Source organism: Yersinia aldovae 670-83 (assembly GCF_000834395.1).
Lineage (GTDB): Bacteria > Pseudomonadota > Gammaproteobacteria > Enterobacterales > Enterobacteriaceae > Yersinia > Yersinia aldovae.
Genome location: NZ_CP009781.1, coordinates 325877 through 352812, shown reverse-complemented (window position 1 = coordinate 352812; position 26936 = coordinate 325877). Strand labels below are relative to the sequence as shown.

Below are 26936 nucleotides of genomic sequence, written 5' to 3'. Positions count from 1 at the left end.
CAATATCCCCTGACTGGCTTTTTTTTGTGCCAACTTCTATTACTCATACGTCTAAATTTGGAATGTCCTCAAATTAAGTACCGCGCTATTTTCAGATCTCAATTACAAGGAAGATATTATGGACATGAGAAATTGGATATCACGTATAGACGGTAATAAAGCATTAAGCGAAATAAGCATACCAGGAACGCATGATTCTGCTTCATTTCGCACTGACGTTTTTGGCGGTATGTTTACACAAACGCAATCATGGAATATAAAAGAACAACTTGATAATGGTATACGTTTTTTGGATGCCCGCTGTCGCCTTATTGATAACGTATTCACCCTGCACCACGGCCCGGTTTTTCTAAAACAACAATTCGGTGACGTTCTCAACACCTGCCTTGATTTTTTAAAACGCCATCCTGGCGAGTTTATTATTTTATCTGTTAAACAAGAACATACAACGGAAAATAGCACCAAAGATTTTGCTGCCGTGATGTATGATAATTATATTAAACCCCATAAGGATATGTTTTACTTAATTAATGGAATACCCATCATTGACGCAATCAGAGGGAAGATAGTGCTATTGCGGCGTTATGGTGGAGCAAAAATAGGTATTAATGCACTCCCCTGGAAAAATGACACCTCATTTACGGTTAAAAATAGCAGCTTTAATATCTACGTCCAAGATCATTATGATGGTTATACCGACCTGAATCTACGTTTCAAAAGAAAGTTTGTTGAAAGTTTATTGAAGTCTGCAAAAGATAAACTGTCCTTAAGCTTATATATTAACTTCATCAGTGTCTCAGGTATATTAACGCCGTATTCTGGCGCAAAGGGGCATTTCTTGATTGATGGCATGAATATCTGGTTCTGTAAACAATACAGAGAGAAGCAAAAAATGGGCATTATTGTTGCCGATTTTGTTGATATTGAGGATGGAGCAATTATTAAAACGATAGTCAATTCGAATAATTTCATATAGACCACCAGGTTAACCAGCATCACAACCCACCGCCTTGTATAAATAAAAACCACCGCCGCTCTCTTGGGGGGGGGTTTAAAGCTGAAAAATACTAATAACTCTGTTTGTTGAATGATAAACTTACGCCATAGCATCAATACACGCCATGCCAACTGAATATGAGTCACGAATAAATGCAAGAGAAACAAGTGGTTAATCAAAAAGAACATTACGATCTGAATAAATTACACAAGCGACTGCGCCGTAATGTGGGTCAGGCAATTGCCGATTTCAATATGATTGAAGAAGGTGACCGCGTGATGGTTTGCCTGTCCGGTGGCAAGGACAGCTATACCATGCTGGATATTCTGCAAAACTTGCAAAAAAGTGCGCCAATTAATTTCACGTTAATTGCTGTTAATCTCGATCAGAAGCAGCCCGGCTTCCCGGAAGATATCCTGCCAGCCTACCTGAACAAACAAGGTGTGGAATATCAGATTGTTGAAGAGAACACCTACGGGATCGTCAAAGAGATTATTCCCGAAGGCAAAACCACCTGTTCACTGTGTTCACGCCTGCGGCGTGGGATTTTATACCGCACCGCCACTGAGCTGGGTGCCACTAAAATAGCACTGGGGCACCACCGTGATGACATTCTGCAAACCCTGTTTTTGAATATGTTCTACGGTGGAAAGCTCAAAGGTATGCCACCCAAATTGATGAGTGACGACGGTAAACATGTGGTCATCCGCCCGTTGGCCTACTGCCGCGAAAAAGACATTGAACGGTTTGCGCTTGCCAGAGAGTATCCAATTATCCCTTGTAACTTATGCGGTTCTCAGCCCAACCTGCAACGTCAGGTGATCAAAGATATGTTACGTGACTGGGATAAACAGTATCCGGGCCGGATCGAAACCATGTTCAGCGCGATGCAAAACGTAGTGCCATCACATTTGAATGACCATAAACTGTTTGATTTCAAAAGTATTACTCACGACAGCGAAATCGTCGATGGGGGTGATTTGGCCTTTGACCGGGAAGAATTGCCACTGCAACCGGCAGGCTGGCAGCCGGAAGATGACCAAGAAGGCACCGGCAAGCTACAGCCGGTGCGCCTTGATGTGCTGGAGATTAAATAAGTCGTCAGCTTTTATTGCCTCATTGCGCAGGATGAGGCATTAGCTCCATTATCTAATCCTTTATTTTTATAAAATTTCATTCAAAATCTATTTATCACAAATGGTTTATTCATAAATAACGCATAAAAAAATGCCGATGTTGAAATAACATCGGCATCGTAACAATTATGTGCTATGCAGTAATTCAAAATAAAAGTATTACAAATATGGAGCGCAACGCCCATCGCTTGACGTCACATTCACCTGCAAAACCATAATGCCTGACTCATAACCATCAAATCTTGATATGGCTCAATTTTGCAGTGATTAGCCCCATCGCGAGCAAACTCTTTTACTGCCTAATTCTTGAGTTCCTACAACCATTTACTGCGCCTTAACCACCAGGCAACACTAAGAATTAATGTCACTAACATCAGACAAAAAGCAGCAAAACCGAAAGAATCGGTATTACCGGGAATGCCACCAAGGTTGACACCAAATAGCCCGGTAAGAAACGTAGTCGGTAAGAACACCATCGCCAACAGCGACATCGTATAGGTACGCCGGTTCATGGCATCAGCCATTAATGAACTTATTTCATCGGATAGCACCGCGGTACGGGCAATACTCGAATCTAAATCTTCCAAACCACGCCCTAAGCGTTCTGAAATTTCCTGCATCCGGCGGCGATCATCATCATTCATCCACGGCAAGCGCTCACTGGCCAGCCGGGAGAATACATCGCGTTGTGGGGCCATATAACGACGTAATACAATAAGTTGCTTACGTAACAACGCCATCTGCCCACGTTGTGGGATTTTTTGTTCCAGTAAATCATCTTCGAGATCGATAATTTTATCGTGTAAATCTTCAATAAACTCACTGGTATGGTCGGTGAAACCATCGGCAATTTCCACCAGCCAGTTACCACTGTCCTTCGGGCCAGTACCGTTTTGCAGATCGTTTAGTACATCATCGATAGAGTAAATTTTGCGATGTCGGGTTGAGACAATCAGCTTATCTGTCATATAAACCCGAATCGTAACTAGCTGATCTGGACGGGCATCATGGTTAAAGTTGATGCCCCGCAGCGTTATCATCGTGCCATCACCCAAGCGGGTGACTTTAGGGCGCATACTCTCACCGGCTAAACCACCCCGCACCACTTCTGGCAACAGAGGCGTGTTTTGCAGCCAAGCCTCGCTTTCTGGGTGAGTGTAATCCAGATGCAACCAGCAAGGCTGTTCGGCCGTAGCAACCGCATCGAGGCTGATGGGTTTCACACCGCCTTTACCGTCAAGCTGATAGGCATATACGGCATCAGAAACTTGAAGCGCTTTTCCTTCAACTACATCCACAACAGCACCCTCTTTTCAAAATTAATCATGCAATTAGCTCAGTGTAGCGCTAGCAGCACTATCTTGAAAGGCGAGGGTCAGGGATAGCCTAAAATAGTGAGGAAGCACCGGTGATAATAGAATGTAGGTTTAAGGTTTAGTAATAAAGAATAACGCAGAAATCGCCTTGTTTTGCGATAAACTTGGCTCAGAGTTATCAACAACACTGCATTCAAGGAGGAGAAATTATGGATATAATGACATTATTAAAAGCATTGATTGGGGGGGCTGGCGCGGGGTTTGCACTGAGCGGTGGCTTATCACTCCTTATTCCTGCATTGACCGTGACCACTTCTTTTGCTTTCACGTTTGCCGCCCTCGGCGGAATCGTAACCGCAGGGGTTTACCTGAAAAATAGCCGGGTAGTTTAATTTGAATCCAAACGCGACCCACTGGTATCTTCCCCAAACCACTAATGATTTAACCATATTCTACTGCCTTATCTGCATCACTTATATGGCAGTCCATATTACCTGGGATTGTATTTCGATAAAAACACCGCCCTTCGCATTAGAAAATCTGCAATATAAACTGAATGAGTTATATTCCTCATCGACTTTTGCTACCAGCGCATTTTTCTTTGTTATGCTTTTTGATATAGAAAACCCATTGAGGACATCAGACGCATTCATCTTTCCATTAATAATAGCATCTCTAACCGGATTTATGATTTCTGTTTCTGCTATTGTGCCAAAACAATCACAACGCAAATCAATTGAATGAAGTTAATCCACTTGATCTATACTTATAAAGTAATAGAACAAGTGGAAAAAACAATATCACCTATAGCTTAATGCTTAATGCTTAATGCTTAATAATATACATTGTTTGGCTATAAGCCACGTCTTCAGGGTTAGTGATAGGATAACCTTTTACCCACGGCTTAATTAAACGCCCATTGGTAAATTGATAGATTGGCGCGATCGGCGACTGTTCAGCAATAATCTGTTCAGCACGATTATAATCGTCGTTCAACGCTTTTGGATTTGTCTGCTTACCCGCTTCAGTTAGCAAATAATCGTAGTTATCATCAGAGAACTTGGCAATATTACCACTATGGGTTGACGTCAGAAGAGACAAGAAAGTTGAGGGTTCGTTGTAATCCCCAACCCATGAAGCGCGAACCACATCAAAATTACCGGTATTGCGGCTATCAATATACGTTTTCCACTCCTGATTGACCATTTTGACATCCACACCTAATGTCTTCTTCCACATTGAGGCGATAGCTATAGCCAATTTCTGGTTATTATCAGAGGTGTTATATAGCAGCGATAACTTCAAGGGGTTATCAGGGCCATAACCTGCCGCATGGAGCAACGCTTTAGCTTGCGCATTTAATTCATTCTGATCCTGTTGCTGTAAAACATTCACCATCGGATGATAGCCCGCAGTGACGTCAGGGGTGAAGTTATACGCCGGTTTCTCACCGGTGCCCAATACCTTTTCCGCAATTATTTTACGGTCAATAGCATAAGATAGCGCTTTACGCACCCGAACATCATTGGTCGGCGCACGTTGCGTATTAAAAGCGTAATAATAGGTGCCGAGCTGATCTGGGGTATAAACCTGATCGGGGATATCTTTTAGCAGCTTCTGATACAGATTCTTCGGGAAAGATTCCGTAATATCAATATCCCCGGCCTGATAACGTTTTGTGGCATTTGCTTCCTGATTAATGGGAATAAAGGTCACTTTGGTTAAAACAGTATGAGCATGGTCCCAATAATATTTATTGGGAACTAAGACTAATTTTTCATTTACCACTCGGTCTTGCAACTTAAATGCACCGTTGCCAACCAGATTACCAATTTTAGTCCACTCATTACCGTATTTCTCGACAATGGTTTGTGGTACCGGGAATAAACTAAAGTTAGCGGTCAGGCTCGGGAAATAAGGCACCGGTTTGCTGAGTTTTATTTTCAGGGTGTGGTTATTAACCGCACTGACGCCAAGCGTCTCAGGAGACATTTTACCGGAGATAATCTGCTGGGCGTTCTCAATCCCTGCCAGATCCGCAAACCAGGCAAAAGGTGATAAACTTTTAGGGTCAACCAGGCGACGCCAACTGTAGACAAAATCTTGTGCGGTAACCGGTTTGCCATCAGACCATTTAGCCTCTTTACGTAAGGTGAATATATACGTTTGGTTATCGGTCGTTTGCCAACTGGTAGCAACGCCGGGAATGATTTTCCCCTGCGCATCCTGATTAACCAAGCCTTCAAACAGATCTCTGGCAATCTGTGCTTCGATTAACCCAACAGCTTTCACCGGATCAAGCGAGGCAGGCTCATCTTTAATATGACGAACAATTTCTTGTTTTTTAGCCAGTACCGTACCCGCAGGGACATCCGCAGCATTTGCCACTCCCAGCGAAGTGCCGACTAATGTGACGCACAATACATAATGGGAATAGTGCATAATCGATAACCTTATCGTTGTTGTTCCATGTCAGCGAAACAAAAAAATCGAATAAACATAAACTAGCAGATAAAGCCCCCTCATGACGATGAGAAAATAAAAAAAACGGCGCACAAAGACGCCGCTAATGCTGTTTTATATCAGCTAAGCAATCAAAAACTCAATTTAACACCTGTGTTAAGGAGGTATTGCTACAGACGTTATCACAGTTGATTGCCAGATAACCCCCGTTAGCCGACATTATCCGCAGGTTAACGTCACAGCCATTTCCCCACCACACTTAAGGCATCTAAGTCACTATTGTCTAATATACAGACTCACTTTATTCGTTGAAATAACCCACCCGCGGGACGCCCCTATGAATTAACCACCGGTAGTTATTTGCCCGATTATATATATATCCAGACTATTCGTTTTCAAGTCTGAAAGGACAGGTGTAATGTTGTAAACACAGATTGACGTTACATTAGTTTGAACACTTAACAATTAAGTGGTAGTTTCGGATTAACATAATATTTGAAGTGATAATATCAACATCATGACCACTCTCCGTTCCGCTCGAGGCAATTTAATTAAACCCGGTCAACGCTACGGCCAGTCTCTATTAGGTGCCCCACTGCTTTATTTTCCAGCGCCCTCCCTGGCGGCTAACACCGGTTTGATTATTGCAGGAACACATGGTGATGAAAGTGCAGCAATTGTTGCTCTCTCCTGTGCGCTGCGCAGTATATCCCCTGCCCAGCAGCGCCATCATGTGATATTGGCAGTTAATCCCGATGGTTGCCAGCTAGGGTTACGTGCTAATGCTAATGGCGTTGACCTCAATCGTAATTTTCCAACGGATAACTGGCAATCGGGTGAAACGGTTTATCGCTGGAATAGTGCTGCTGATGCGCGTGATGTGGTGTTATCAAGCGGTGAATACGCAGGCTCTGAGCCAGAAACCCAGGCACTGTGCGAGTTAATTACCCAATTATCACCTGCCTGGGTGGTCTCGTTTCATGAACCACTGGCCTGCATTGAAGACCCCGCAAGCTCCGCCTTGGGTGCTCGTCTGGCGGCGAATTTTGTATTGCCGTTGGTCACTAACGTGGGATATGCCACACCGGGTTCTTTTGGCAGTTGGTGTGCACAACGAGACTTACCCTGCATTACAGCAGAATTACCACCAATTTCAGCGGATACAGCCAGCGAATGTTACCTGGCTGCACTGATCGACTTACTTACACTAACGGATTAAACCGACAGATTTATTGCGCCTATAGCAAAGTTCAGCCCACCTTCTATATCATTTTCCAACCATGTCGGGCCGTCCAAATCAACAAAGCGCGCGCCCGGCGCCAAAGGCAATGCTGCCTGGATCGCACGCGAAGTACACAACATACAACCAAGCATGATGCCGAATCCCATCGCTTTCGCCTGCTCAGTCAGTAGCCGTGCTTCGGTCAGCCCGCCGCTTTTATCCAGTTTAATATTGACCATATCATAACGCCCAACCAGACCGGCTAAATCATCACGGGTATGGCAACTCTCATCAGCACAGATAGGCAGCGGGTGAATAAAATTCTGTAAAGAATCATCCGCTCCAGCCGGTAGTGGCTGTTCCAACATGGCCACGCCAAGATCAGCAAGCAACTGGCACCGGGCGGCTAACCCTTCTGGCTGCCAGGCTTCATTGGCATCAACAATTAATGTGACCTCTGGCACCGCACTGCGGATGGCCACCAAACGTTCCGCAATCAGATGGTCATCCAGCTTGATTTTCAGCAAACAGGCTCCTTGCTGTGCCAAAGCCTTCGCACTGTAGGCCATCGCCTCCGGCGTACCAATACTGACCGTCTGGGCCATCGAAATATGCTCTGGTGCACTAACCTGGCTTCGTTGCCAAAGACTTTGCTGGTTTTGCACACACTCCAGTTGCCATAAGGCACAATCTACCGCGTTTCTGGCCGCGCCCGCAGGGAGTAGCAACTGTAGCTCCTGGCGCGATACGCCATACTCAATGGCCCGAACAACTGACGCTAACTGTGCCATCACCGAAGACTCACTTTCGCCATAATGTGGGTATGGGGTACATTCGCCAACAGCACGAATACCATTGTCTTCGATTTCAACCACCACCACGTTGGCTTCAGTGCGGCTGCCACGGGAAATAACAAACGCAGAGTGAAGAGGCCAGCTCTCTGGATAGTAGTGCATTGTTCTCATCATGGCTCCTTGGCAAAGTACGGGCGGACACAGCAGACGGTTAAACCTTAATATATTTAGCATGTCAGTGATTTAGTCACTTTTTTATATCCAAGCTGCCACTGTTACCTTAAACTGAAGTTCGTGTTACACATCTGTAAAAGGAATCAAATAATGACACAAACTGTACATTTTCAAGGCAATCCAGTGGTTGTTGCAGGCAAACTGCCGCAGGCTGGTGATAAAGCTAAAGACTTTACGTTAGTTGCGAAAGATTTATCTGATGTTGCATTAAGCAGCTTCGTTGGCAAACGTAAAGTCTTGAATATCTTCCCAAGTATTGATACCGGCGTTTGCGCCGCATCCGTACGTAAATTCAATCAACTGGCTGGCGAGCTTGAGAACACCGTTGTTCTTTGTATCTCCTCTGACCTGCCATTTGCCCAATCACGTTTTTGCGGTGCTGAAGGCTTGAGCAACGTCACTACGCTGTCAACCTTGCGTGGCGCTGAGTTCAAACAAGCATACGGTGTGGCGATCACGGAAGGCCCTCTGGCAGGTTTAACCGCGCGCGCAGTGGTGGTTCTGGATGCTCAGGACAACGTTATCTACAGTGAACTGGTTAATGAAATCACCAGCGAACCAGACTACGATGCCGCACTGACAGCACTGAAATAAATAGCCTATTTAGGCATTAAGTCATGCGACAAAACGGCTGCCTGTTAGGTACAGCCGTTTTTTTATTGTGATGCGCTCTAACGTTTACTCTTCTTCATTCTCATCACTGGCGGGCCGTTTACTGCTTAAGCCGTATTCACGTAGTTTATTGGCAATTGCGGTGTGAGAAACACCCAGTCGTTTCGCCAGTTTACGCGTGCTAGGATAATTACGGTAAAGACGCGTCAGAACGGAGCGTTCAAAGCGTTTACTGATGTCATCAAGTGAACCATCCAATACCTCGTCACCCAAGGCAGCTTCAACCTCAAACTCAGGTAGAATAATATCTTGTGGCCGTAATTCGACGCTGTCCAGTTGGGTCAGGGCACGATAGATGGCATTCTTCAGTTGGCGCACATTGCCCGGCCAACCATAGTGTGTCAGGAAACTGCTCAGCTCAGGGGCCAACTTTGGCCGTGGCACCCCTTGTTCATCAGAGAAACGGGCCACAAACAGTTCCGTCAATGGCATGATATCAGCCTGACGTTCACGTAATGGCGGCAGAGTGATGGTTAGCACATTGAGGCGATAATAGAGATCCTCGCGGAACTCACCACGCCGAACTAATTCCACCAGGTTCTTTTGCGTCGCACAAATCACGCGGACATCCACATGGACTTCGTGCTCTTCGCCAACACGACGGAAAGTGCCATCATTAAGGAAACGCAATAACTTGATTTGCATCCGTGGCGACATTTCACCGATTTCATCCAGCAGCACCGAGCCACCGTTCGCCTGCTCAAAGAAGCCTTTTTTGCCTTCAACTGCATTGGGATAAGCCCCTGCCGCGTAGCCAAATAGCTCGCTTTCTACCACCTCGTCGGGCAGTGAAGCGCAGTTTAGCCCCAGAAACGGCATTTTGCCGCGAGGACTGCGCAAGTGGCAGGCTCGGGCCAGTAAGTCTTTACCGGTGCCGGTATCCCCCACCAGCAGCAACGGGGCATCCAGCATCGCCAGCTTACGCGCCTGTTCCAGCACATGGCGCATCTTGGTGCTGGTGGCAACTATCTGTTTAAATTCAGTGTCATCATTGACCGACAATATTTGCAACTGCTGACCCATCCGGGCGGTGGATTTTAACATTACAACCGCACCAACCGACTGATTTTGCAGATTTTCATCTTCAAGGTAGATCGGCGTGATCTCCATCAGGTAATCCTGATTGTTGATCAATATGCGCTCGGTATGAGGTGCCGTTTCTGCGCCATCGAACCAACGCGCAAAATTATATCCTCCCAGCAAACTACCGGCTGTTTTGTGACGAACTTTCTCTTCATTGAGAGAAAACAGTTTACGAGCTGCGGGGTTAGCCAACTCAAGATTGCCTTTCAAATCAATGGAAAATACCGGCTCTGGCATCGATTCTAACAGTGCGCGTAATGAACGATGCTCACGCTCCGATGGCATAAAGGAAACGGTGCGAACATCCGTCACCCCATCAATACGTCGAATATCCATCATCAAAGCACTGAATACACTAAAATCCAATGAGGAGAAATTCAGATAAATGCGACCAATTGGATCAATTTCGATCCCTCGTAAATCAATGCTGCGTAAAACCAAGAGATCAAGCAACTCTCTGGTGAGACCGATTCGGTCTTCGCAAAAAACTTCCAAGCGCATCAGTATTGACCTTATATATGGCAGGTACGAAATCACTGCATACGATAATACCCTGTCGCCCTCAATGGATGAAGCAGTCTGTCAGCAAAAGTTGACAGGAATCGGCTTTTCGTCATTTTTTCTCCCATAATGATTGCCCTTAATAACATCTTTAACGCCTTTCCCGCACATTGTCAGTGGCTTATTAGTTATAATATAAATAATTTAGATGAATATAACGGTTGAATACATCCTTTCTTTGTCACAAATTGATGACACTTTGCATTACATCGGCCACATGGCTATAGTATGGGTAGCCAGATGACCGAGGAGGTTACATGAGAGCATATCATCCAGCCCCAGCGACCAAAACAGGGGCGCTGTGGCGTGAAATTGGCCTGCCGGCCAGTCGCGGCACTGTGCTGGTAGACAGTATCAAGCTAGGATTTTCTGTTGATGTCATCGACAGTATTCATTTATGGGCGTCAATGCCTAAATCCGAGATATTACGTGCCACGGGGATCCCCAGCCGTAGTCTGACTCGCCGCCGTACCCATGATGGCCGTTTTACCCCGGAAGAGAGTGAGCGAATTGCGCGTTTTGTGCGTGTCATGGATGCCACTGTTGACCTCTTTAGCGGAGATAAAGGCAAGGCAATCACCTGGATGTCCACGCCTATCAAAGGCTTGGGCCACAGAACCCCTGACTCCCTGTTGGAAACGGAAACCGGCGCACTGGAAGTCTGTGATTTGATTGGCCGACTGGAACACGGCGTGTTCTCGTAACTATCTATTTTTTATTGTATTTTTCGTTTACAACATCGCCGTTACTATAGCGACAGAGGGAGAGGTGTACATGGAGAGTCAATTAAGGGAGCGCGAGTTATGATGCTCTACCGCATCGTAATGCGCCGTTATCTCGCCTCAACCTGGACCGGTTATGGTGCCGAAATGTACGGTGGCCGTTGGAATCATAAAGGCCATGCTGCTATCTACTTGGCCAGCAGCATATCACTGGCGATGCTGGAAACATTGGTACATATTCACGACAGCACTACGCTCAGTGAATTTGAGTTATTTCAGATTGAAATTAATGACGGCAGCATTATGCTGCTGCAACCGCAAGATTGGCCGTCAGAGTGGCGAAGTGATCCGGCACCGGTCGCAGCAATGGACGTTGGCACCGAGTGGCTGAAATCAGAGTCATCTGTTGGATTACTGGTTCCATCCACCCTGGTGCCATCAGAGAATAATATGTTGGTTAACCCGCATCACAAAGACTTTCAGGGTTGTCTAAAAAGCGTCAAGCCGCTCTCTTTTGCCTTTGACCCGCGGCTAAGATAGCCTTCGTCACAGCCACTACTGATTAACCTGCGGTTTCTTTGGTAAGGTGTTTTTCAGTTGGCTTATCAACTGACGGCGGAAATCACCCAGTTTAGGTTTATCGCCCTCCAGCCACGGTAACGGGCGGCACAATTCCATCGCTTTAATGCCCAGACGGGCGGTAAGTAAACCAGCGCCTATTCCTTGCGCAGCGCGAGCTGACAAGCGGGCTGCCAAATCTTGTGACAACCAATCCATCCCCACTTCGCGTACCAGTTCAGACGCACCGGCAAAAGCCATATTCAGCAAGACCAAACGGAACAGACGAATGCGGCTGAAATACCCCAACTCAATACCATAGAGTGCAGCGATACGATTGATCAGTCGAATGTTCCGCCAGGCAATAAAAGCCATATCCACCAGCGCCAGCGGGCTGACCGCAATCATCAATGCGGATTCAGCCGCGTAACGGCTAATTTCCGCCCTGGCTTGATTATCCAGCGTCGGTTGCACTAATTTGGCATACAACTCAACCACTTCGCGATCATTATGGGTTTCATGCAGGGACGCTTGCCAGCGCTGCAATGCGGGATGTCCTTGATCCAACCCAGCCTGCCGTGCCAGTTTTTCGCAAAAATCCCGGCCCTGACCGATACCGTGGCTGACCAACAGTTCTCGCGCAATATCGCGCTCTTGTGCCCGCTGGCGTAAGCGATATAAACGTCGCCACTCAGTGACCAGCGAACCAACCCCCGCAACCACAATCAAACCACCCGCAGTTGTCGTGCCCAAGGCTATCCAGTCCTGCTGCTGCCATGCCTGGCTCACCCATTGCACTGATTGAGCAATCACACTGACGCCAAATAGCGCCACACCGAGGGTAACCATCTTACGCCACACGCTACGTTTAGGTTTTAGCGCTGCATTAACCAACCCTTCCACGCGCCCGTCTTCCTCTTCAGCGTCCAATTCTGGCGCGGCGGGATAGAAGTTCTCTGCGGCCTGTTCATCAAAAGCCTGTGCCGCTTTTAGCACCGGCTCATACAGCGGTTGTAATGGCTGTTCAAAATCAATCCGTGGTTTCAGCGGTTCACTCATCGCAATTTATCTCCCAATAAAAACTCCATCACCGCATCCAGCCGGATGTGCGGCAACGGGCTGTCAACATGTACGGCTTGCGGGCGAAATTGGTCAAAATGAAAACCTTGCTGTTGCCAGAAAGCCGGGCCGGGCAAACGGGCCGGCACATCGCCGGGGAAAACGGTCAGCGGCACGCCATCGTCCAGACGATGACCGCGCAATGCGGGGATCTTTTGCCCTTGGTGCTCAACAATGCCACTCTCTGTCGCTTGTACCGAGGCCAGTCCGACACAATCCATGCTGATCCCCTCGAAGGCGGCATTCTGCCAGGCTTCTTGCACCAGTTGTTGCAGTAGTGACACCAGATTAGCATGTTGATCTGCTGTGACATGGTCAGCTTTGGTGGCCGCAAACATCAGCTTATCGATACACGGAGAAAATAAGCGGCGGAACAGTGTGCGCTTTCCATAATGGAAACTTTGCATCAATTGTGTCAGTGCCAATCGCATGTCGTTGAATGCCTGAGGCCCGCTATTTAACGGTTGCAGGCAATCCACCAGCACGATTTGCCGGTCAAAACGAACAAAGTGCTCTTTATAAAATCCTTTTACCACCGTGTTACAGTAATAGTTAAAACGGGCGCGCAGCATCCCCAGATTTGAATGCTTATCTGCCTGCGCCAGCCGTGACTCGCCAATACCACTCACCTCCGGCCAAGGGAAAAACTGCAATGCCGGTGCGCCAGCCATCTCTCCGGGCAACACAAACCGCCCCGGCTGAATGAAATGTAGCCCTTCATTTTTGCAGCGAATAAGATAATCAGTGTACGCCTGTGCAATGGTCGCGAGCTGGTTTTCATCCGCCGGTGCCAACGGGTCACACTGCTGACATAAGGTCAACCAAGGCTTAGCCCACTCTGCGCGGTTCCCTTGTAACAACCCTCCCATCTGGCGCGACCAACTTAAATAGTCTTGCTCCAGCATCGGCAGATCCAAGAGCCATTCACCGGGATAATCAACAATCTCAAGGTATAATGTGGACGTTTCTTTAAAATGGCGTAAGAGTGAATCGCTGGAACGAAAACGCAGCGCTAAACGGATTTCACTCACCCCCCGCGTCGGCGTTGGCCAGTTAGGTGGCGTGCCGTACAAAGACGCCAGCCCCTCATCATAGGTAAAACGCTGAATACCCAAATCGCGCTGAGGAACGCGCTTTACGCCCAACACGCGATCTTCACGCACAGCAGAAAACAGCGGCAGACGAGCACCGCTGTGGACATGAAGTAGTTGATTCACCAACGATGTAATAAAGGCGGTCTTCCCACTACGGCTCAGGCCAGTGACCGCCAGGCGGAGATGCCGGTCCATCCCACGATTAACCAAAGACGTAATCTCATTTTGCAGTCGTTTCATGCTTCTCCTTGGCAAATTGGCCCGCAGTTGCCAGCATTGCGCGTTTCAACATCGGCTCCAACAGTAGCAAGAGTAACCAACGCAGCGGCTTACTACTCACACTTCGAACGATCAAACCTGCGGCACCGGCTGGGCCATAGGTCAATGCAACAGTAAAAATAATTTTCAGTAGTGATATCAATATTACACCTGCACGTAGACGGGCGGGATTATTGTTGTTCATTTTGCCCTCCGGCAGGACGATTTGATTGCAGCGCAACCAGTCATCGACGATGACCGGCCCGGTTTAAACGCAATAACTTGGTCAGATTAGAGCTGACGAAAGCGGCTTTGTACGCCGAAGGTTTCCGAGGTGACATAGCGCTCAACCTGGCGCAAACGTTGCTCACCCGCCCCCAATTCAAACTCGAGTTGGTCCAGTAACTGGCGCGGCGTTGCCTCACGCTGATGGCTGAAGCTATTTGCCGGTGCCGGCTCCAACATAAAAGTCAGTACGATGTAAGCGGCGATAGTGAAGATGAACAAGCCAAAAAACAGCGATAGCACCACCATGACCCGGATCAGCCGCACTGGAATATCAAAATAGTGCGCCAGACCGGCACATACTCCTTTGATCATGCCCTCTTCCGGTACCCGATACAGTTTTTTGCTGCCAAGCGTATTATTTTTAAACACATCGCCCATTATGACTGCCTCCAGTTTGGGTGCTGCGCATCAAGAATCTCTTCTAATGTCTGAATACGCTCGCGCATCCGACGCGCGTCGTCGGTGAGCTGTGACAGGCGCTGCATATCCTGATGGCTGAGCTGCGCACCACTTTGCTGACGGTTGCTGTAATGCAGCCATAACCAGACTGGGGCCACAAACAACACGAAAATGGTCAGCGGTATGGCAAGAAACAGGATACTCATTCGTTCCCCTTAATTATCTTTAATCACTTTTTCATAGCAGGCCGCCTCTACGTCGGCGGCGCAGTCTTTATTAGCACTATCTAACTAAAAATAGTCTATAAATCGCATTACTCAGGCGGATTCATTTTCGCTTTCAACGCCGCCAACTGTTGGCTGATTTCGTCATCGGCTTTCAGCTCAGCAAACTCTTGTTCCAGTGACTTTTGTTTGCCAACACCGACAGTTTCAGCCTCCGCTTCCATATGGTCAATACGGCGTTCAAACTGCTCAAAGCGCGCCATTGCTTCATCCAATTTGCCACTGTCTAACTGGCGACGAACATCACGGGATGAAGAAGCCGCCTGGTGGCGCAATGTTAACGCTTGCTGCCTTGCACGAGTTTCAGTGAGTTTGCTTTCCAGTTCAGTGATTTCGTGTTTCATACGGCTGAGTGTTTCTTCAACCGTTGCCACTTCCCGCGCCAGTGACTCAATTAATGAAGCCACTTTTTGCTTTTCAATCAATGCTGCACGCGCCAAGTCTTCTTTACCTTTGCGCAGAGCCAGCTCAGCTTTGTCCTGCCACTCCAGTTGCTGACTTTCACTGTGATCGATGCGGCGTAACAATTGCTTTTTCTCAGCCAATGCACGAGCGGATGTCGAGCGAATTTCAACCAACGTATCTTCCATCTCCTGAATCATCAGCCGCACTAATTTCTGCGGATCTTCGGCTTTATCCAGTAATGTATTGATATTGGCATTTACGATATCGGCAAAACGAGAAAAAATACCCATAAATTATATCCTCTTAAACTGATTGGCGTTTGGTTGCGCCGATTCATGTATCAACGCTCAATAGGGATATATCAAGAGTCGTGCCAACTTTTAAAAAATTATAATAAATTGAAAAATAAAGAAAAAATATTTTTGACTGAAATGAGATAAAATATAGAGTGATTACTTTAACCAACTATTGGCGAATTTCATCATGAGCGAGCAAGTAGAAAACCTGTTAGGCGAAGCAAACTCTTTTGTTGAAGTGCTGGAGCAAGTTTCAGGCTTGGCAAAATTGAATAAACCGGTATTGGTGATTGGCGAGCGCGGTACGGGTAAGGAACTGATTGCACATCGTTTGCATTACTTATCTGAACGCTGGCAAGGGCCATTTATTTCCCTTAACTGCGCCGCGCTCAATGAAAATCTGCTCGACTCAGAACTGTTCGGCCACGAGGCAGGTGCCTTTACCGGCGCACAGAAACGCCATCTGGGTCGCTTTGAACGTGCCGATGGCGGGACATTATTTTTAGATGAACTGGCAACTGCGCCGATGCTGGTACAGGAAAAGTTATTGCGCGTAATTGAATACGGTCATCTGGAACGTGTCGGGGGTAGCCAACCGCTACAGGTCGATGTCCGCTTGGTGTGTGCTACTAATGATAATTTACCCGCGCTGGCCGCTGCCGGTAAATTTCGCGCCGATCTGCTCGACCGCCTCGCCTTTGATGTGGTGCAATTGCCGCCGCTGCGTGAACGGCGGCAAGACATCATGTTGCTGGCAGAACATTTTGCCATGCAGATGTGTCGAGAGTTAAGTCTGCCGCTGTTCCCCGGTTTTACCCCGCAAGCCAGAGATCAACTATTGGACTATCACTGGCCGGGCAACGTGCGAGAATTAAAAAATGTGGTGGAGCGCTCAGTTTACCGCCACGGGAATAGTGACCAGTCGCTGGATAATATCATTATTAATCCTTTCGCCCCCCGGCAGCCCTATGAAAACACAGCGCCGCAAATGGCTGATTCTCCGCTTACTGAATGCCCTCAATTGCCTCTCGACCTAAAACAGTGGCTGCATAACAGTGAACAACAAATGGTAGAACATGCATTAAAACAGGCCCGTTTTAATCAACGTAAAGCGGCGAGTTTACTCGGACTAACCTACCATCAGTTACGGGGGATGTTAAAGAAACATGCTATTTTGACCAATGATGATGTTCAGTAATAATAGGTTAACTCACCGCCAGTTCAGGCTCGTGCTGGTAAATATATAAGCTTGAACTGACGGTTAATTGATACCTTCCAACCCTCGCAAATATTTATCTTTGACACAAGCATTGACTGGCAGCCCAATTAAATAAGCTGCTTGTGCAAAACTGGACAACCCCACGGCAGCGTTACCGTGGGTTCTGTCCTCTGCAATAGCGCCATACCATTTATCATCTATTTTTACACTGATAGCATTAAATGCATTGCCTGTCGGATCGGCTGGCCGCCACATGATACTGGCATTATAACCTTGAATTGGTTTGTTATATATAATAGTGCTGCCATCTGCTTTACATTGTTCTTGCAGATCACTCTGCGCATAGGTAGCCCAAGACAATAAAATAAAAAATAATATCTTTAATTTCATAATATGCCCCAAACTAAAATAGTTACTCTCCTTTCAGAGAATGATAATAAACTTAAACATGCCCTTGGTTTTAATATTATTTAAAGCAAGGTCACGCCTAAACTCAGTATGTTCCATATCAATACCAAAACAGGCACTCACCATAGGCCGGATACCGGACCTCAACATCCACATGCGCACTAACTGAAGATTTGGTGCAGTGAAATAAGCGCTTTGATACGGCCTGATGCTCGCAGTCGAGCGTGTTTGCCTAAAACGGGAATTAGGTATCATCCCATTGGAATGAACAACTCCTTGCATTAAATGGTATTGTGTCACTGAACCTATCTGGTTCGGTTCTATTCTGCGATGTGCCATCCACTCTGATAAATGAGCGGAATAACGGATGATACGCAGGATCTCGCCATGTGGTTCCCGATTCTGTTGTAATAAGAAGAAATCCAGTGACTGGTTAGCACTGTATATATTATCCGTCGCTCGAATCTGATAAATATTAACTATCGGATTTGCTTCGCCATGCTCACTCATATGCATGAGTATCCGTTCAACATATTCATAAGCGAATCGTCGGTCTGATGTGGTCGAAATAAAGGCACTATCACCAAAATCACTTTCAGCACTACGGCAACTTCGCCCGCTAAGGTGATCTACTATGTCATCATTGGTTCCTGACGAATAAAAACCATTATTAAAAACCTCGTTATAATCGCGGGTATCAACACGCCAAACAATATCTGGTGGTTTGGCCCATCCATTAACACTTATCATAGTGTGAAAGAGTAATAAGGTGAATAAAGAGCATTTATTCATATTCACATCCCCCCCGCGCAACATATTTTGCTTCTAATAAAACTCATAGAGAAATATAGCCTCTAACGCATTAATGCAATAGACCATATTTCCTTGCTACACATATGAAAGTTATAATTACCGTTAAATATGTCAGCACACTGGGTTGAGATAAACCATACGGTTATTAGGCTTAATTAATGGCAGGCAAAAAAAAAGCCAGCACCCGAGCTGGCTTAAAAAACACTGGAAGCAATGTGAGCAATGTCGTGCTTTCCTGTCAAAAGCCTAAAACTGCTGGCCTTATCCCGAAGAGCGAAGCAATGATAATGGTTATCAATACCAGTTGTAAACACCTTTGTTGAGAATTTTTCTCATTACCACACTAAACTTGATGGAATTATGCTCATGGTAAGAAAGTAACAGCGCTGAATGACATTATGCCGAACCCCATTTCCTGCCAGATAAACAACTATTTGCTGCTTATTCACCTTAATTGCTGCAACAAGCAGCAGGCGATGCAGTTGTTTTGTGCAATGGATTGGGGGGATTGCCAGATTACGGTACACTAAGCATATTGCTTACTTACTGCGAAAGCGTTTATGCGTAGTTTACTGATTTGGATGCTGTCGCTTGCTTGCCTGGCGACCCCTGCACTGGCGCAACCTGCGCCAGTAGCACCGTTTGTTCAACCACTGCCGGATATCCGTCAACGCGGTTTTGTCTATTGTGTCAGCGGGATACTCAATACCTTTAACCCGCAAATGGCCAGCAGCGGGTTAACCATCGATACACTGGCAGCGCAACTTTATGACCGTTTGTTGGATGTGGACCCTTATACCTATCGGCTGATGCCGGAACTGGCAGAAGACTGGCAAGTATTGGATAACGGGGCCACCTACCGTTTTCATTTGCGTAAAGATGTGCCGTTCCAGGACACCGACTGGTTTACCCCAACGCGCATGATGAATGCCGATGACGTGGTTTTCAGTTTCCAGCGCGTGTTTGATTCACACCACCCTTACCACGATGTCAATGGCGGTGAGTACCCCTACTTTGATAGTTTACAATTTGCCGATGCGGTACAAAGTGTCAAAAAATTGGATGATTACACGGTAGAATTTAAGCTCAAAGCGCCAGATGCTTCATTTCTTTGGCACCTGGCCACCCACTATGCCCCGGTGCTCTCTGCTGAATATGCCGATGTTCTGACGCAAAAAGGCCAGCAGGCGCAGATTGATCGCCAACCGGTCGGAACCGGCCCTTTTATGCTCAATGAATATCGCTCCGGGCAATATATCCGCCTGTTTCGTAATAGCAAATACTGGAAAGGGTTACCACGGATGCCGCAGGTGGTTATTGATTTAGGTGCAGGAGGGACGGGCCGTTTATCTAAGCTGTTGACCGGTGAGTGTGATGTGCTGGCTTATCCGGCAGCTAGCCAATTGTCTATCTTACGTGATGACCCTCGTCTGCGCCTGACTCTGCGGCCAGGAATGAATGTGGCTTATCTGGCATTCAATACCCGTAAACCGCCGCTGAATGACCAAAAAGTCCGCCAGGCAATTGCCTTATCGATTAACAACCAACGATTAATGCAATCAATCTATTACGGCACCGCAGAAACCGCAGCATCGATTCTACCACGCGCTTCATGGGCTTATGATAATCAGGCGCAGGTAACTGAATACAATCCAGAAAAAGCCAAAACAATCCTAAAAGAGTTGGGGCTAACGAAATTACAACTCAATTTATGGGTGCCTACCGCGTCGCAATCCTATAACCCCAGCCCATTGAAAACCGCTGAACTGATTCAAGCTGATTTGGCGCAAGTCGGTATTACAGTCAATATTGTGCCCGTGGAGGGGCGTTTCCAGGAAGCACGCTTGATGGAGATGAACCACGACCTGACATTATCGGGTTGGTCTACCGACAGTAACGATCCCGACAGTTTCTTCCGGCCATTATTAAGCTGTGCAGCAATTCGATCGCAAACAAACTATGCTCACTGGTGTGACCCACAGTTTGATGAGCTGCTGCAAAGAGCATTACGTTCTCAGCAACTATCAGCTCGTATTGAATATTATCAGCAGGCTCAGCGAATTCTGGAGCAACAATTGCCGTTACTGCCATTAGCCTCGTCGTTGCGGTTGCAAGCATACCGTTATGATATTAAAGGCTTGGTACTAAGCCCGTTTGGTAACGCGTCTTTTGCCGGTGTATTCCGCGAGAGCGATGAGGGTAAAAAACCATGATTATCTTCACCCTGCGGCGTCTATTGCTGTTAGTGATAACCCTGTTTATGTTGTCACTGGTTAGCTTTAGTCTGAGCTATTTTACCCCCCACGCGCCACTCAATGGAGCCGCGCTATTTGATGCATACCGTTTCTATTTCAGCAGCCTGCTGCAATGGGATTTTGGGGTGTCCAGTATTAACGGCCAACCTATCAGCGAGCAACTGCGCGAAGCCTTCCCCGCCACGATGGAGTTATGCGTACTGGCCTTTACTCTGGCGCTGTTTGTCGGAATTCCACTGGGCATTACCGCAGGCGCGATGCGCGGAAAATGGGCTGATATCGCCATCAGTTCGGTGGCATTGCTCGGTTTCTCGATACCGGTTTTCTGGCTGGCACTGCTACTGATGCTGTTCTTTTCACTGCATCTGGGCTGGCTACCGGTTTCAGGGCGGTTTGACCTGCTTTATCAGGTCAAACCGGTTACCGGGCTGGCACTGGTTGATGCCTGGCTGTCAACGTCACCGTATCGTAGAGAAATGATGATCAGTGCTCTGCAACATATGATTTTACCGATTACCGCTCTGGCGGTGGCCCCCACCACTGAAGTCATCCGCCTGATGCGCACCAGTACCGATGACGTAATTAGTCAGAATTACATCAAAGCAGCAGCCACCCGTGGTTTATCGCGATTGACGATTATTCGCCGCCATGTGTTGCATAACGCCTTGCCGCCTATCATTCCAAAATTGGGGTTGCAGTTCTCCACCATGCTAACACTGGCGATGATAACAGAGGTGGTGTTTAACTGGCCGGGGCTGGGCCGCTGGCTGATTAATGCTATTCGTCAACAAGATTACGCGGCTATCTCTGCCGGAGTGATGGTGGTCGGCTCACTGGTCATTGTCATTAACGTCCTGTCGGATATTATTGGCGCAATGATGACGCCGTTAAAGCACAAGGAATGGTATGCCCTTCGATAATGTCTACCGCGAAAAGAAAATGCCCAGCCCGCTGCTGTACACCTGGCGGCTTTTCTATTCTGATGGCCTGGCGATGGTGGGGTTCTACGGCGTCCTGGCGTTGCTATTGCTGTGCCTGCTGGGGAGTACGCTGGCACCTTACGCACTCGATCAACAGTTTTTGGGCTACCAATTGCTGCCACCGTCCTGGTCGCGCTACGGTAATGTTTCGTTCTTCCTCGGTACTGACGACCTGGGCCGCGATATTTTAAGCCGCTTATTGGCCGGGGCCGCATCGACTTATGGTTCCGCACTGCTGGTCACCGTTGCCGCAGCATTATGTGGCGTGGTGCTTGGCGTATTTGCAGGTATCACCCACGGTTTTCGTTCAGCTATTCTTAATCATGTACTGGATACATTGCTCTCCATTCCGTCGCTGTTACTGGCCATTATTGTGGTCGCTTTTGTTGGCCCAAGTTTAGAACATGCGATGTTCGCAGTGTGGCTGGCATTGCTACCGCGCATGGTTCGTACCATTTATAGCGCAGTTCATGATGAGTTGGATAAAGAGTATGTCATTGCCGCCCGTTTGGATGGCGCGTCAACCCCGCATATTCTTGTCTACGCCATTTTGCCCAATATCGCCGCCGTGCTGGTGACCGAATTTACCCGTGCATTATCAATGGCAATTTTGGATATTGCCGCGTTGGGCTTTCTGGACTTAGGCGCGCAACTCCCCTCGCCAGAATGGGGAGCGATGCTGGGTGACTCGCTGGATTTAGTCTATGTCGCCCCCTGGACTGTGATGCTACCGGGTGGTGCAATTTTGGTCAGCGTGCTGTTGGTTAACCTGCTGGGTGATGGTATGCGCCGTGCGATTAATGCGGGGGTAGAATAATGCCGTTACTTGATATTCGTAACCTCACCATTGAATTTATCACCGCCGAAGGGCCAGTTAAGGCCGTTGATCGTGTCAGTATGACGCTGACCGAAGGTGAAGTGCGTGGCTTAGTGGGGGAATCTGGATCAGGCAAGAGCCTGATTGCTAAAGCCATTTGTGGTGTCAGTAAAGATAACTGGCGTATCACCGCCGACCGTTTTCGTTTTGACGATATCGACTTACTGCAATTAACCCCACGCGAGCGGCGTAAGGTGATCGGCCATAATATTTCAATGATTTTTCAGGAGCCGCAATCCTGTCTGGACCCGTCAGAGAGCATAGGCGAGCAACTGATGCAGGCAATCCCCGGCTGGACTTATAAAGGCCGCTGGTGGCAGCGATTTCATTGGCGAAAACGCCGCGCAATAGAGTTACTGCACCGCGTGGGGATTAAAGACCACAACGATATTATGCGCAGTTATCCTTATGAGTTGACTGAAGGCGAATGCCAGAAGGTGATGATTGCCATCGCGCTGGCAAATCAGCCACGGTTACTTATCGCCGACGAACCAACTAACGCAATGGAACCAACCACTCAGGCTCAGATATTCCGCCTGTTGGCGCGGTTGAACCAGAATAATAACACCACGATTTTGCTGATCAGCCATGACTTGCAGATGATGAGCAAATGGGCAAATCGCGTGAATGTGCTGTATTGTGGCCAGACGGTAGAAAGTGCCGTTTGTGAAGAGCTGCTGGCTGCCCCTCATCACCCTTATACTCAGGCGCTGATTCGGGCAATGCCTGATTTTGGCCGCTCGCTGCCTCATAAAAGCCGCCTGAATACCTTACCAGGAGCCATTCCGTCACTGGAACATTTACCGATAGGTTGCCGCCTGGGGCCACGTTGCCCTTACGCGCAAAAGACATGCATTGAAACCCCACGCTTGCGGCTGGTCAAAAACCACGCCTTTGCCTGTCATTTCCCCTTAAATCTGGAGGAGCAATAATGGCCGAGACGTTGCTTGAAGTCCGTAATCTGAGCAAAACCTTTCGCTACCGCACCGGCTTATTTCGCCGCCAGCATGTGGAGGCGGTAAAATCAGTGAGTTTTACCCTGCGTGAAGGCCAAACCCTGGCGGTGATTGGTGAAAATGGTTCGGGTAAATCCACATTGGCAAAAATGCTATCGGGGATGATTGAGCCGACGGCCGGTGAGTTGCTAATTGACGATCATCGCCTAAATTATGGTGATTACGCCTATCGTAGCCAACGTATTCGTATGATTTTCCAGGATCCAAGTACCTCGCTAAACCCGCGCCAGCGTATCGGCCAACTGCTGGATGCGACGCTTAAGCTTAATACGGATCTTGATGCCGGCGCGCGTGAGCTGCGCATCTATCAAACGCTGCGTCAGGTGGGGTTGTTGCCAGATCATGCTAATTACTACCCACATATGCTGGCATCGGGTCAAAAACAGCGTGTGGCACTGGCGCGAGCCTTGATCCTGCAACCCAAAGTGATTGTGGCAGATGAAGCACTGGCGTCTTTGGATATGTCCATGCGCTCGCAAATCATTAATCTGATGCTGGAATTACAAGAAAAACACGGTATATCCTATATTTATGTCACCCAGCATCTGGGCATGATGAAACATATCAGCGATCAGGTCATTGTGATGCATGAAGGGGAAGTAGTGGAGCGTGGCAGCACCGCCGAAGTCCTGGCAGCCCCCCTGCATGATCTCACCAAGCGGCTGATCTCCAGTCACTTTGGCGAAGCGCTAACCGCAGATGCCTGGCGTCGGGATCACGGCCATTTTTAGCAAGGTTGCGCTGCCAGCATGATTGCGCGCAGCGAAATCACCTCCGGCGATCCGCGGTCCAATGATCGCGGATTTTTATTTATCCGCACTCACTGTATAGCCCGATTTTGGCTAACGTAATAACATCTTTTATTATGGATAATAATATCATATTTATTTTAGTTATAAATATACGATAACCAAGATACGATATTCAGATGATTACACCTCAACCATACGGCGGTTAAATCTATATTTTTCTTTCAACCGCAAAGGACATAGCCTACCGGCCATCATAGTTCCATTTAATTACAGATTTCATAAGAAATAAAATACAAAACACCATGACTTAACAGTGAGAATTACACTCAACAAATATTATTAGTTATCATATTAATGATCTATAAATTATGTTTAAATGGCATTATCAACAACTACGAAATGCATCATTTAATTAATTGGTAACTAAATTAATAATAATTAAGTTAATAAACATTCTATATCCTGTATGGTTGTTAGTTAAAACAAAGGCATTTTAAGTTCTCCGCGCCGGTTATCCCCCGACGCACTTAATTAACCTTATCAGGAAGTGAAATCGCTTATGAACATTAATAACCCGAATCCTGACAATCATACTCACCCCCTGGCTAATCAACTTGTCCGTAACCGCCTGGGTCAATGGCCTCATACCCCGGGTACTGAAACGACGTTGACAGTTAAATTTCTGGCCGCAGGCAAGGACCCGATGAATATCTGGCCCGAAGTAGAGAATCCCGGTCCTTTTACATCAGAAGAAATCCACCTAACGAAAGCCGCGCTGAAAACTATTGAAGAAACAACAAATCTACGTTTCATTTTCGTTGAGGAAGGCCCTGCTCAAATCACATTTGGGCAGTTTCAGCAGCTCACAAAAAAACAAACGCGCTTTAGCAGTCTCAGCGGCTATGCCGACCTCTATAGTGCGAATCCCAGCTTACATGGCTCGGATTACAAAAACGATGGCACTACCGTCAATAGCGGTGATTTTTCAGGGCCGATACCTGTCTGGATAAGGTCTTCAGCCGCATTAGGAATAGAAAACTTCAAAAAAAACATTGCCCACGAGCTAGGCCATGCTTTGGGATTAGCACACCTGCCGCCATCACAAACAAATATTGACGGGAGTATTATGGGAGGGACCATGCTCCGTGAAGGCGCGTTCAATCAGCCCAATAATGGCTTTGGCGATGCGGACCTATTGGCTCTCAGAGAGATATATTCATCGGATCAAAACAAGCCGGTTGACCTCTATCACCGTGGCGCAGTGTACTATGATGAATCTTATGGTCACGCAAGTGTGACTCCGGCGGGAAGTGCGCAGTTTGGCACTAAAAATGTTAATAAAGAAAACCAAGTCATTCGGTTACGTAAGGGGATCACGCCAGATAACCTGCGCGTTGAATTGCAGACATCAACGCAAGCCATAAAACTGATATTTACCGATAATCCTGACGCCAGCTTAATAATAAACCCACTATCAGAACCTCTTATTCCCAATGGGGATATGGATTCGCGATTTAAAAGAATAAGATTAGCAAACAAACAAACGCTATTAATCGACGATCAACTGTATCACACATTGAAAACAGGGAGGCAACCACAGTGGCAAGAAGCGCCTTCGCTGGCTAAGCAGACACAATTACAGCCAGATAGTCACGCAGGGTTAAGCGGTTATGAATTTTCTCTAACCGACAATCCAAAGATTTCTGTTATTAACAATTTCAGTCTTAAAAACGATAGATTGGCATTGCCTGAATTAAAAGGACGTAAAGTTCATATTTTGGAGAAAGGAAATAAACACCCACGCTCTCTGCGCAATGAAAACCACGTTATTTTTCGACAAAGAGAACTGATATCTTTAAATACCGAATATAACCTTAGCAAGATGGAGTTTGTATTAATTAATTTTGATAACAAAGGTTCCCCATCCAAGGTGTTTATTAATGTTGATCTTGGGGGGGAGTTTCCTGGTGAGTTGTATATGAGATTGCTTAGACAGGGCCATTTTTTCCTGAAACGCGAGGAACTCCAGGTAATTTACGCCGGTTTGGGCGATTTGAATATGGAGATTCAAGAACCTGTAACCCAGCAGGTGATACCCTTACCAAGCGACGATATCCAAGCCTTATCGACGGCTATTTCCTCATTTCCACCGCCTCAATCTGAGGCCCAGAGTTTGCTGACCGACCAGCTTGTCGCGCTGGCAAGCAATCGCTATCAAACAACATTTCCTGATACTCAGCCAAGGTGATCGCCCACGGTGGTAACTGACGTTAAAATTAGGGGCTATTTTAACTTTTTGCTACAGCCCCCAATAGGGTTTTTGGTGGGCTGATAACATGGCTATCATATGTTCTGCCACACGAGTCTTTTCTTAGGCAAAAAATTTACATAATTATCTAACATTGCGTTCAATTAACCTGTCACCCCGCTCGCCTCTGTGGTTAACATCTCCCTTAATTTTGGATAATTTCAGATTTTTTCCTATAAGCACAACATTGGGTTGCTTATTCACATTGATATAACGACATTCTCTACTTATGAAACAAATAGCAGGATATATCACTAAATAAAATTCGCCACACTTCCAATCAAAACAAAAATTCGCCAAACCACGAAAACATAAACGTTAATACTGCATAACATTTGTAACATGGCGATATCGGCCTGCCTTGGTTATATGTAACGGCGTATTACAAAACACTTGTCACGCTGACA

Annotated in this window: 26 protein-coding genes; 14 read left to right on the top strand and 12 right to left on the bottom strand. The window is 47.0% G+C overall.

Annotated elements, in window-relative coordinates; genetic code table 11:
- Nucleotides 1–118: 118 nt before the first annotated feature.
- Both AT01_RS01700 and ttcA read left to right on the top strand, forming a co-directional pair.
- Complete coding sequence (locus tag AT01_RS01700; protein WP_042545824.1) at nt 119–976, top strand: phosphatidylinositol-specific phospholipase C; 858 nt, start codon at nt 119–121, stop codon at nt 974–976.
- Nucleotides 977–1149: 173 nt separating this feature from the next.
- Nucleotides 1150–2094, top strand: coding sequence for a tRNA 2-thiocytidine(32) synthetase TtcA (ttcA, locus tag AT01_RS01695; protein WP_042545823.1), 945 nt, complete (start codon nt 1150–1152; stop codon nt 2092–2094).
- Nucleotides 2095–2447: 353 nt separating this feature from the next.
- Here ttcA and zntB read toward each other — a convergent pair whose 3' ends face one another.
- Nucleotides 2448–3431: a zinc transporter ZntB gene (zntB, locus tag AT01_RS01690; RefSeq protein WP_042545822.1), complete on the bottom strand. Its 984-nt coding sequence runs from the start codon at nt 3429–3431 to the stop codon at nt 2448–2450.
- Nucleotides 3432–3658: 227 nt separating this feature from the next.
- On the opposite strand from zntB, the gene AT01_RS01685 reads away from it, so the two are divergent.
- The gene (locus tag AT01_RS01685) at nt 3659–3841 is read left to right on the top strand and encodes a hypothetical protein (protein WP_042545821.1); all 183 of its coding nucleotides are present in this window, start codon (nt 3659–3661) and stop codon (nt 3839–3841) included.
- A gap of 433 nt (nt 3842–4274) precedes the next feature.
- Here the strand turns inward: AT01_RS01685 and AT01_RS01675 are convergent, their stop codons facing one another.
- The gene (locus AT01_RS01675; RefSeq protein WP_042545820.1) at nt 4275–5891 is read right to left on the bottom strand and encodes a peptide ABC transporter substrate-binding protein; all 1617 of its coding nucleotides are present in this window, start codon (nt 5889–5891) and stop codon (nt 4275–4277) included.
- Between the two features lie 538 nt (nt 5892–6429).
- On the opposite strand from AT01_RS01675, the gene mpaA reads away from it, so the two are divergent.
- Complete coding sequence (gene mpaA / locus AT01_RS01670) at nt 6430–7131, top strand: murein tripeptide amidase MpaA (protein WP_042545819.1); 702 nt, start codon at nt 6430–6432, stop codon at nt 7129–7131.
- On the opposite strand, the gene ycjG is transcribed toward mpaA, so the two are convergent.
- Nucleotides 7128–8099 carry an L-Ala-D/L-Glu epimerase gene (ycjG, locus tag AT01_RS01665; protein ID WP_042545818.1) on the bottom strand — a complete coding sequence of 324 codons (972 nt, stop codon included), beginning with the start codon at nt 8097–8099 and terminating at the stop codon, nt 7128–7130. The genes mpaA and ycjG overlap by 4 nt on opposite strands.
- Before the next feature lie 153 nt (nt 8100–8252).
- Here ycjG and tpx point away from each other — a divergent pair, with 153 nt between their 5' ends.
- Nucleotides 8253–8756, top strand: coding sequence for a thiol peroxidase (tpx, locus tag AT01_RS01660; protein WP_042545817.1), 504 nt, complete (start codon nt 8253–8255; stop codon nt 8754–8756).
- 84 nt (nt 8757–8840) lie between these two features.
- Here tpx and tyrR read toward each other — a convergent pair whose 3' ends face one another.
- Entirely contained in the window at nt 8841–10418 is a 1578-nt protein-coding gene (tyrR, locus tag AT01_RS01655; RefSeq protein WP_042545816.1) for a transcriptional regulator TyrR, read from the bottom strand.
- Nucleotides 10419–10735: 317 nt separating this feature from the next.
- Here tyrR and xre point away from each other — a divergent pair, with 317 nt between their 5' ends.
- On the top strand, nt 10736–11182 hold the full coding sequence (xre, locus tag AT01_RS01650; RefSeq protein WP_042545815.1) for a type II toxin-antitoxin system antitoxin Xre: 447 nt from the start codon (nt 10736–10738) through the stop codon (nt 11180–11182).
- Between the two features lie 99 nt (nt 11183–11281).
- Nucleotides 11282–11740, top strand: coding sequence for an RES family NAD+ phosphorylase (locus AT01_RS01645; protein WP_004702144.1), 459 nt, complete (start codon nt 11282–11284; stop codon nt 11738–11740).
- A 15-nt stretch (nt 11741–11755) separates the two neighbouring features.
- Here the strand turns inward: AT01_RS01645 and AT01_RS01640 are convergent, their stop codons facing one another.
- The 6 genes from AT01_RS01640 to pspA form a co-directional block, all read right to left on the bottom strand.
- A complete protein-coding gene (locus AT01_RS01640; RefSeq protein ID WP_042545814.1) occupies nt 11756–12817 on the bottom strand; it encodes a YcjF family protein in 1062 nt (353 codons plus the stop codon).
- Nucleotides 12814–14211, bottom strand: coding sequence for a YcjX family GTP-binding protein (locus tag AT01_RS01635; RefSeq protein WP_042545813.1), 1398 nt, complete (start codon nt 14209–14211; stop codon nt 12814–12816). Before AT01_RS01635 ends, AT01_RS01640 begins: the two co-directional genes overlap by 4 nt.
- Nucleotides 14192–14434, bottom strand: coding sequence for a phage shock protein PspD (gene pspD / locus AT01_RS01630; protein WP_042545812.1), 243 nt, complete (start codon nt 14432–14434; stop codon nt 14192–14194). The genes AT01_RS01635 and pspD overlap by 20 nt, the downstream gene beginning before the upstream one ends.
- Before the next feature lie 86 nt (nt 14435–14520).
- A complete protein-coding gene (pspC, locus tag AT01_RS01625) occupies nt 14521–14895 on the bottom strand; it encodes an envelope stress response membrane protein PspC (RefSeq protein WP_004702154.1) in 375 nt (124 codons plus the stop codon).
- Nucleotides 14895–15122: an envelope stress response membrane protein PspB gene (pspB, locus tag AT01_RS01620; RefSeq protein WP_042545811.1), complete on the bottom strand. Its 228-nt coding sequence runs from the start codon at nt 15120–15122 to the stop codon at nt 14895–14897. The genes pspC and pspB overlap by 1 nt, the downstream gene beginning before the upstream one ends.
- Nucleotides 15123–15229: 107 nt before the next feature.
- Entirely contained in the window at nt 15230–15895 is a 666-nt protein-coding gene (gene pspA / locus AT01_RS01615; protein ID WP_042545810.1) for a phage shock protein PspA, read from the bottom strand.
- 193 nt (nt 15896–16088) lie between these two features.
- Between pspA and pspF the strand changes: the two genes are divergently transcribed.
- Complete coding sequence (gene pspF / locus AT01_RS01610) at nt 16089–17099, top strand: phage shock protein operon transcriptional activator (protein ID WP_042545809.1); 1011 nt, start codon at nt 16089–16091, stop codon at nt 17097–17099.
- A 63-nt stretch (nt 17100–17162) separates the two neighbouring features.
- On the opposite strand, the gene AT01_RS01605 is transcribed toward pspF, so the two are convergent.
- Both AT01_RS01605 and ytxA read right to left on the bottom strand, forming a co-directional pair.
- Complete coding sequence (locus tag AT01_RS01605; RefSeq protein WP_042545808.1) at nt 17163–17510, bottom strand: hypothetical protein; 348 nt, start codon at nt 17508–17510, stop codon at nt 17163–17165.
- Nucleotides 17511–17543: 33 nt separating this feature from the next.
- Complete coding sequence (gene ytxA, locus AT01_RS01600; protein WP_042548447.1) at nt 17544–18320, bottom strand: putative AB5 enterotoxin ADP-ribosylating subunit YtxA; 777 nt, start codon at nt 18318–18320, stop codon at nt 17544–17546.
- 581 nt (nt 18321–18901) lie between these two features.
- Here ytxA and sapA point away from each other — a divergent pair.
- The 6 genes from sapA (at nt 18902) to AT01_RS01570 (ending at nt 26469) form a co-directional block, all read left to right on the top strand.
- Nucleotides 18902–20554, top strand: coding sequence for an ABC transporter substrate-binding protein SapA (gene sapA / locus AT01_RS01595; RefSeq protein ID WP_042545807.1), 1653 nt, complete (start codon nt 18902–18904; stop codon nt 20552–20554).
- The gene (sapB, locus tag AT01_RS01590) at nt 20551–21516 is read left to right on the top strand and encodes a putrescine export ABC transporter permease SapB (RefSeq protein ID WP_042545806.1); all 966 of its coding nucleotides are present in this window, start codon (nt 20551–20553) and stop codon (nt 21514–21516) included. Before sapA ends, sapB begins: the two co-directional genes overlap by 4 nt.
- On the top strand, nt 21503–22393 hold the full coding sequence (gene sapC, locus AT01_RS01585; protein WP_042545805.1) for a putrescine export ABC transporter permease SapC: 891 nt from the start codon (nt 21503–21505) through the stop codon (nt 22391–22393). Before sapB ends, sapC begins: the two co-directional genes overlap by 14 nt.
- Nucleotides 22393–23385, top strand: coding sequence for a putrescine export ABC transporter ATP-binding protein SapD (sapD, locus tag AT01_RS01580; RefSeq protein WP_004700185.1), 993 nt, complete (start codon nt 22393–22395; stop codon nt 23383–23385). Before sapC ends, sapD begins: the two co-directional genes overlap by 1 nt.
- Entirely contained in the window at nt 23385–24200 is an 816-nt protein-coding gene (gene sapF, locus AT01_RS01575; RefSeq protein ID WP_042545804.1) for a putrescine export ABC transporter ATP-binding protein SapF, read from the top strand. Before sapD ends, sapF begins: the two co-directional genes overlap by 1 nt.
- Before the next feature lie 580 nt (nt 24201–24780).
- Nucleotides 24781–26469, top strand: a complete 1689-nt coding sequence (locus tag AT01_RS01570; RefSeq protein ID WP_042545803.1) for a zinc metalloprotease — start codon at nt 24781–24783, stop codon at nt 26467–26469.
- The last annotated feature ends 467 nt before the right edge of the window (nt 26470–26936 follow it).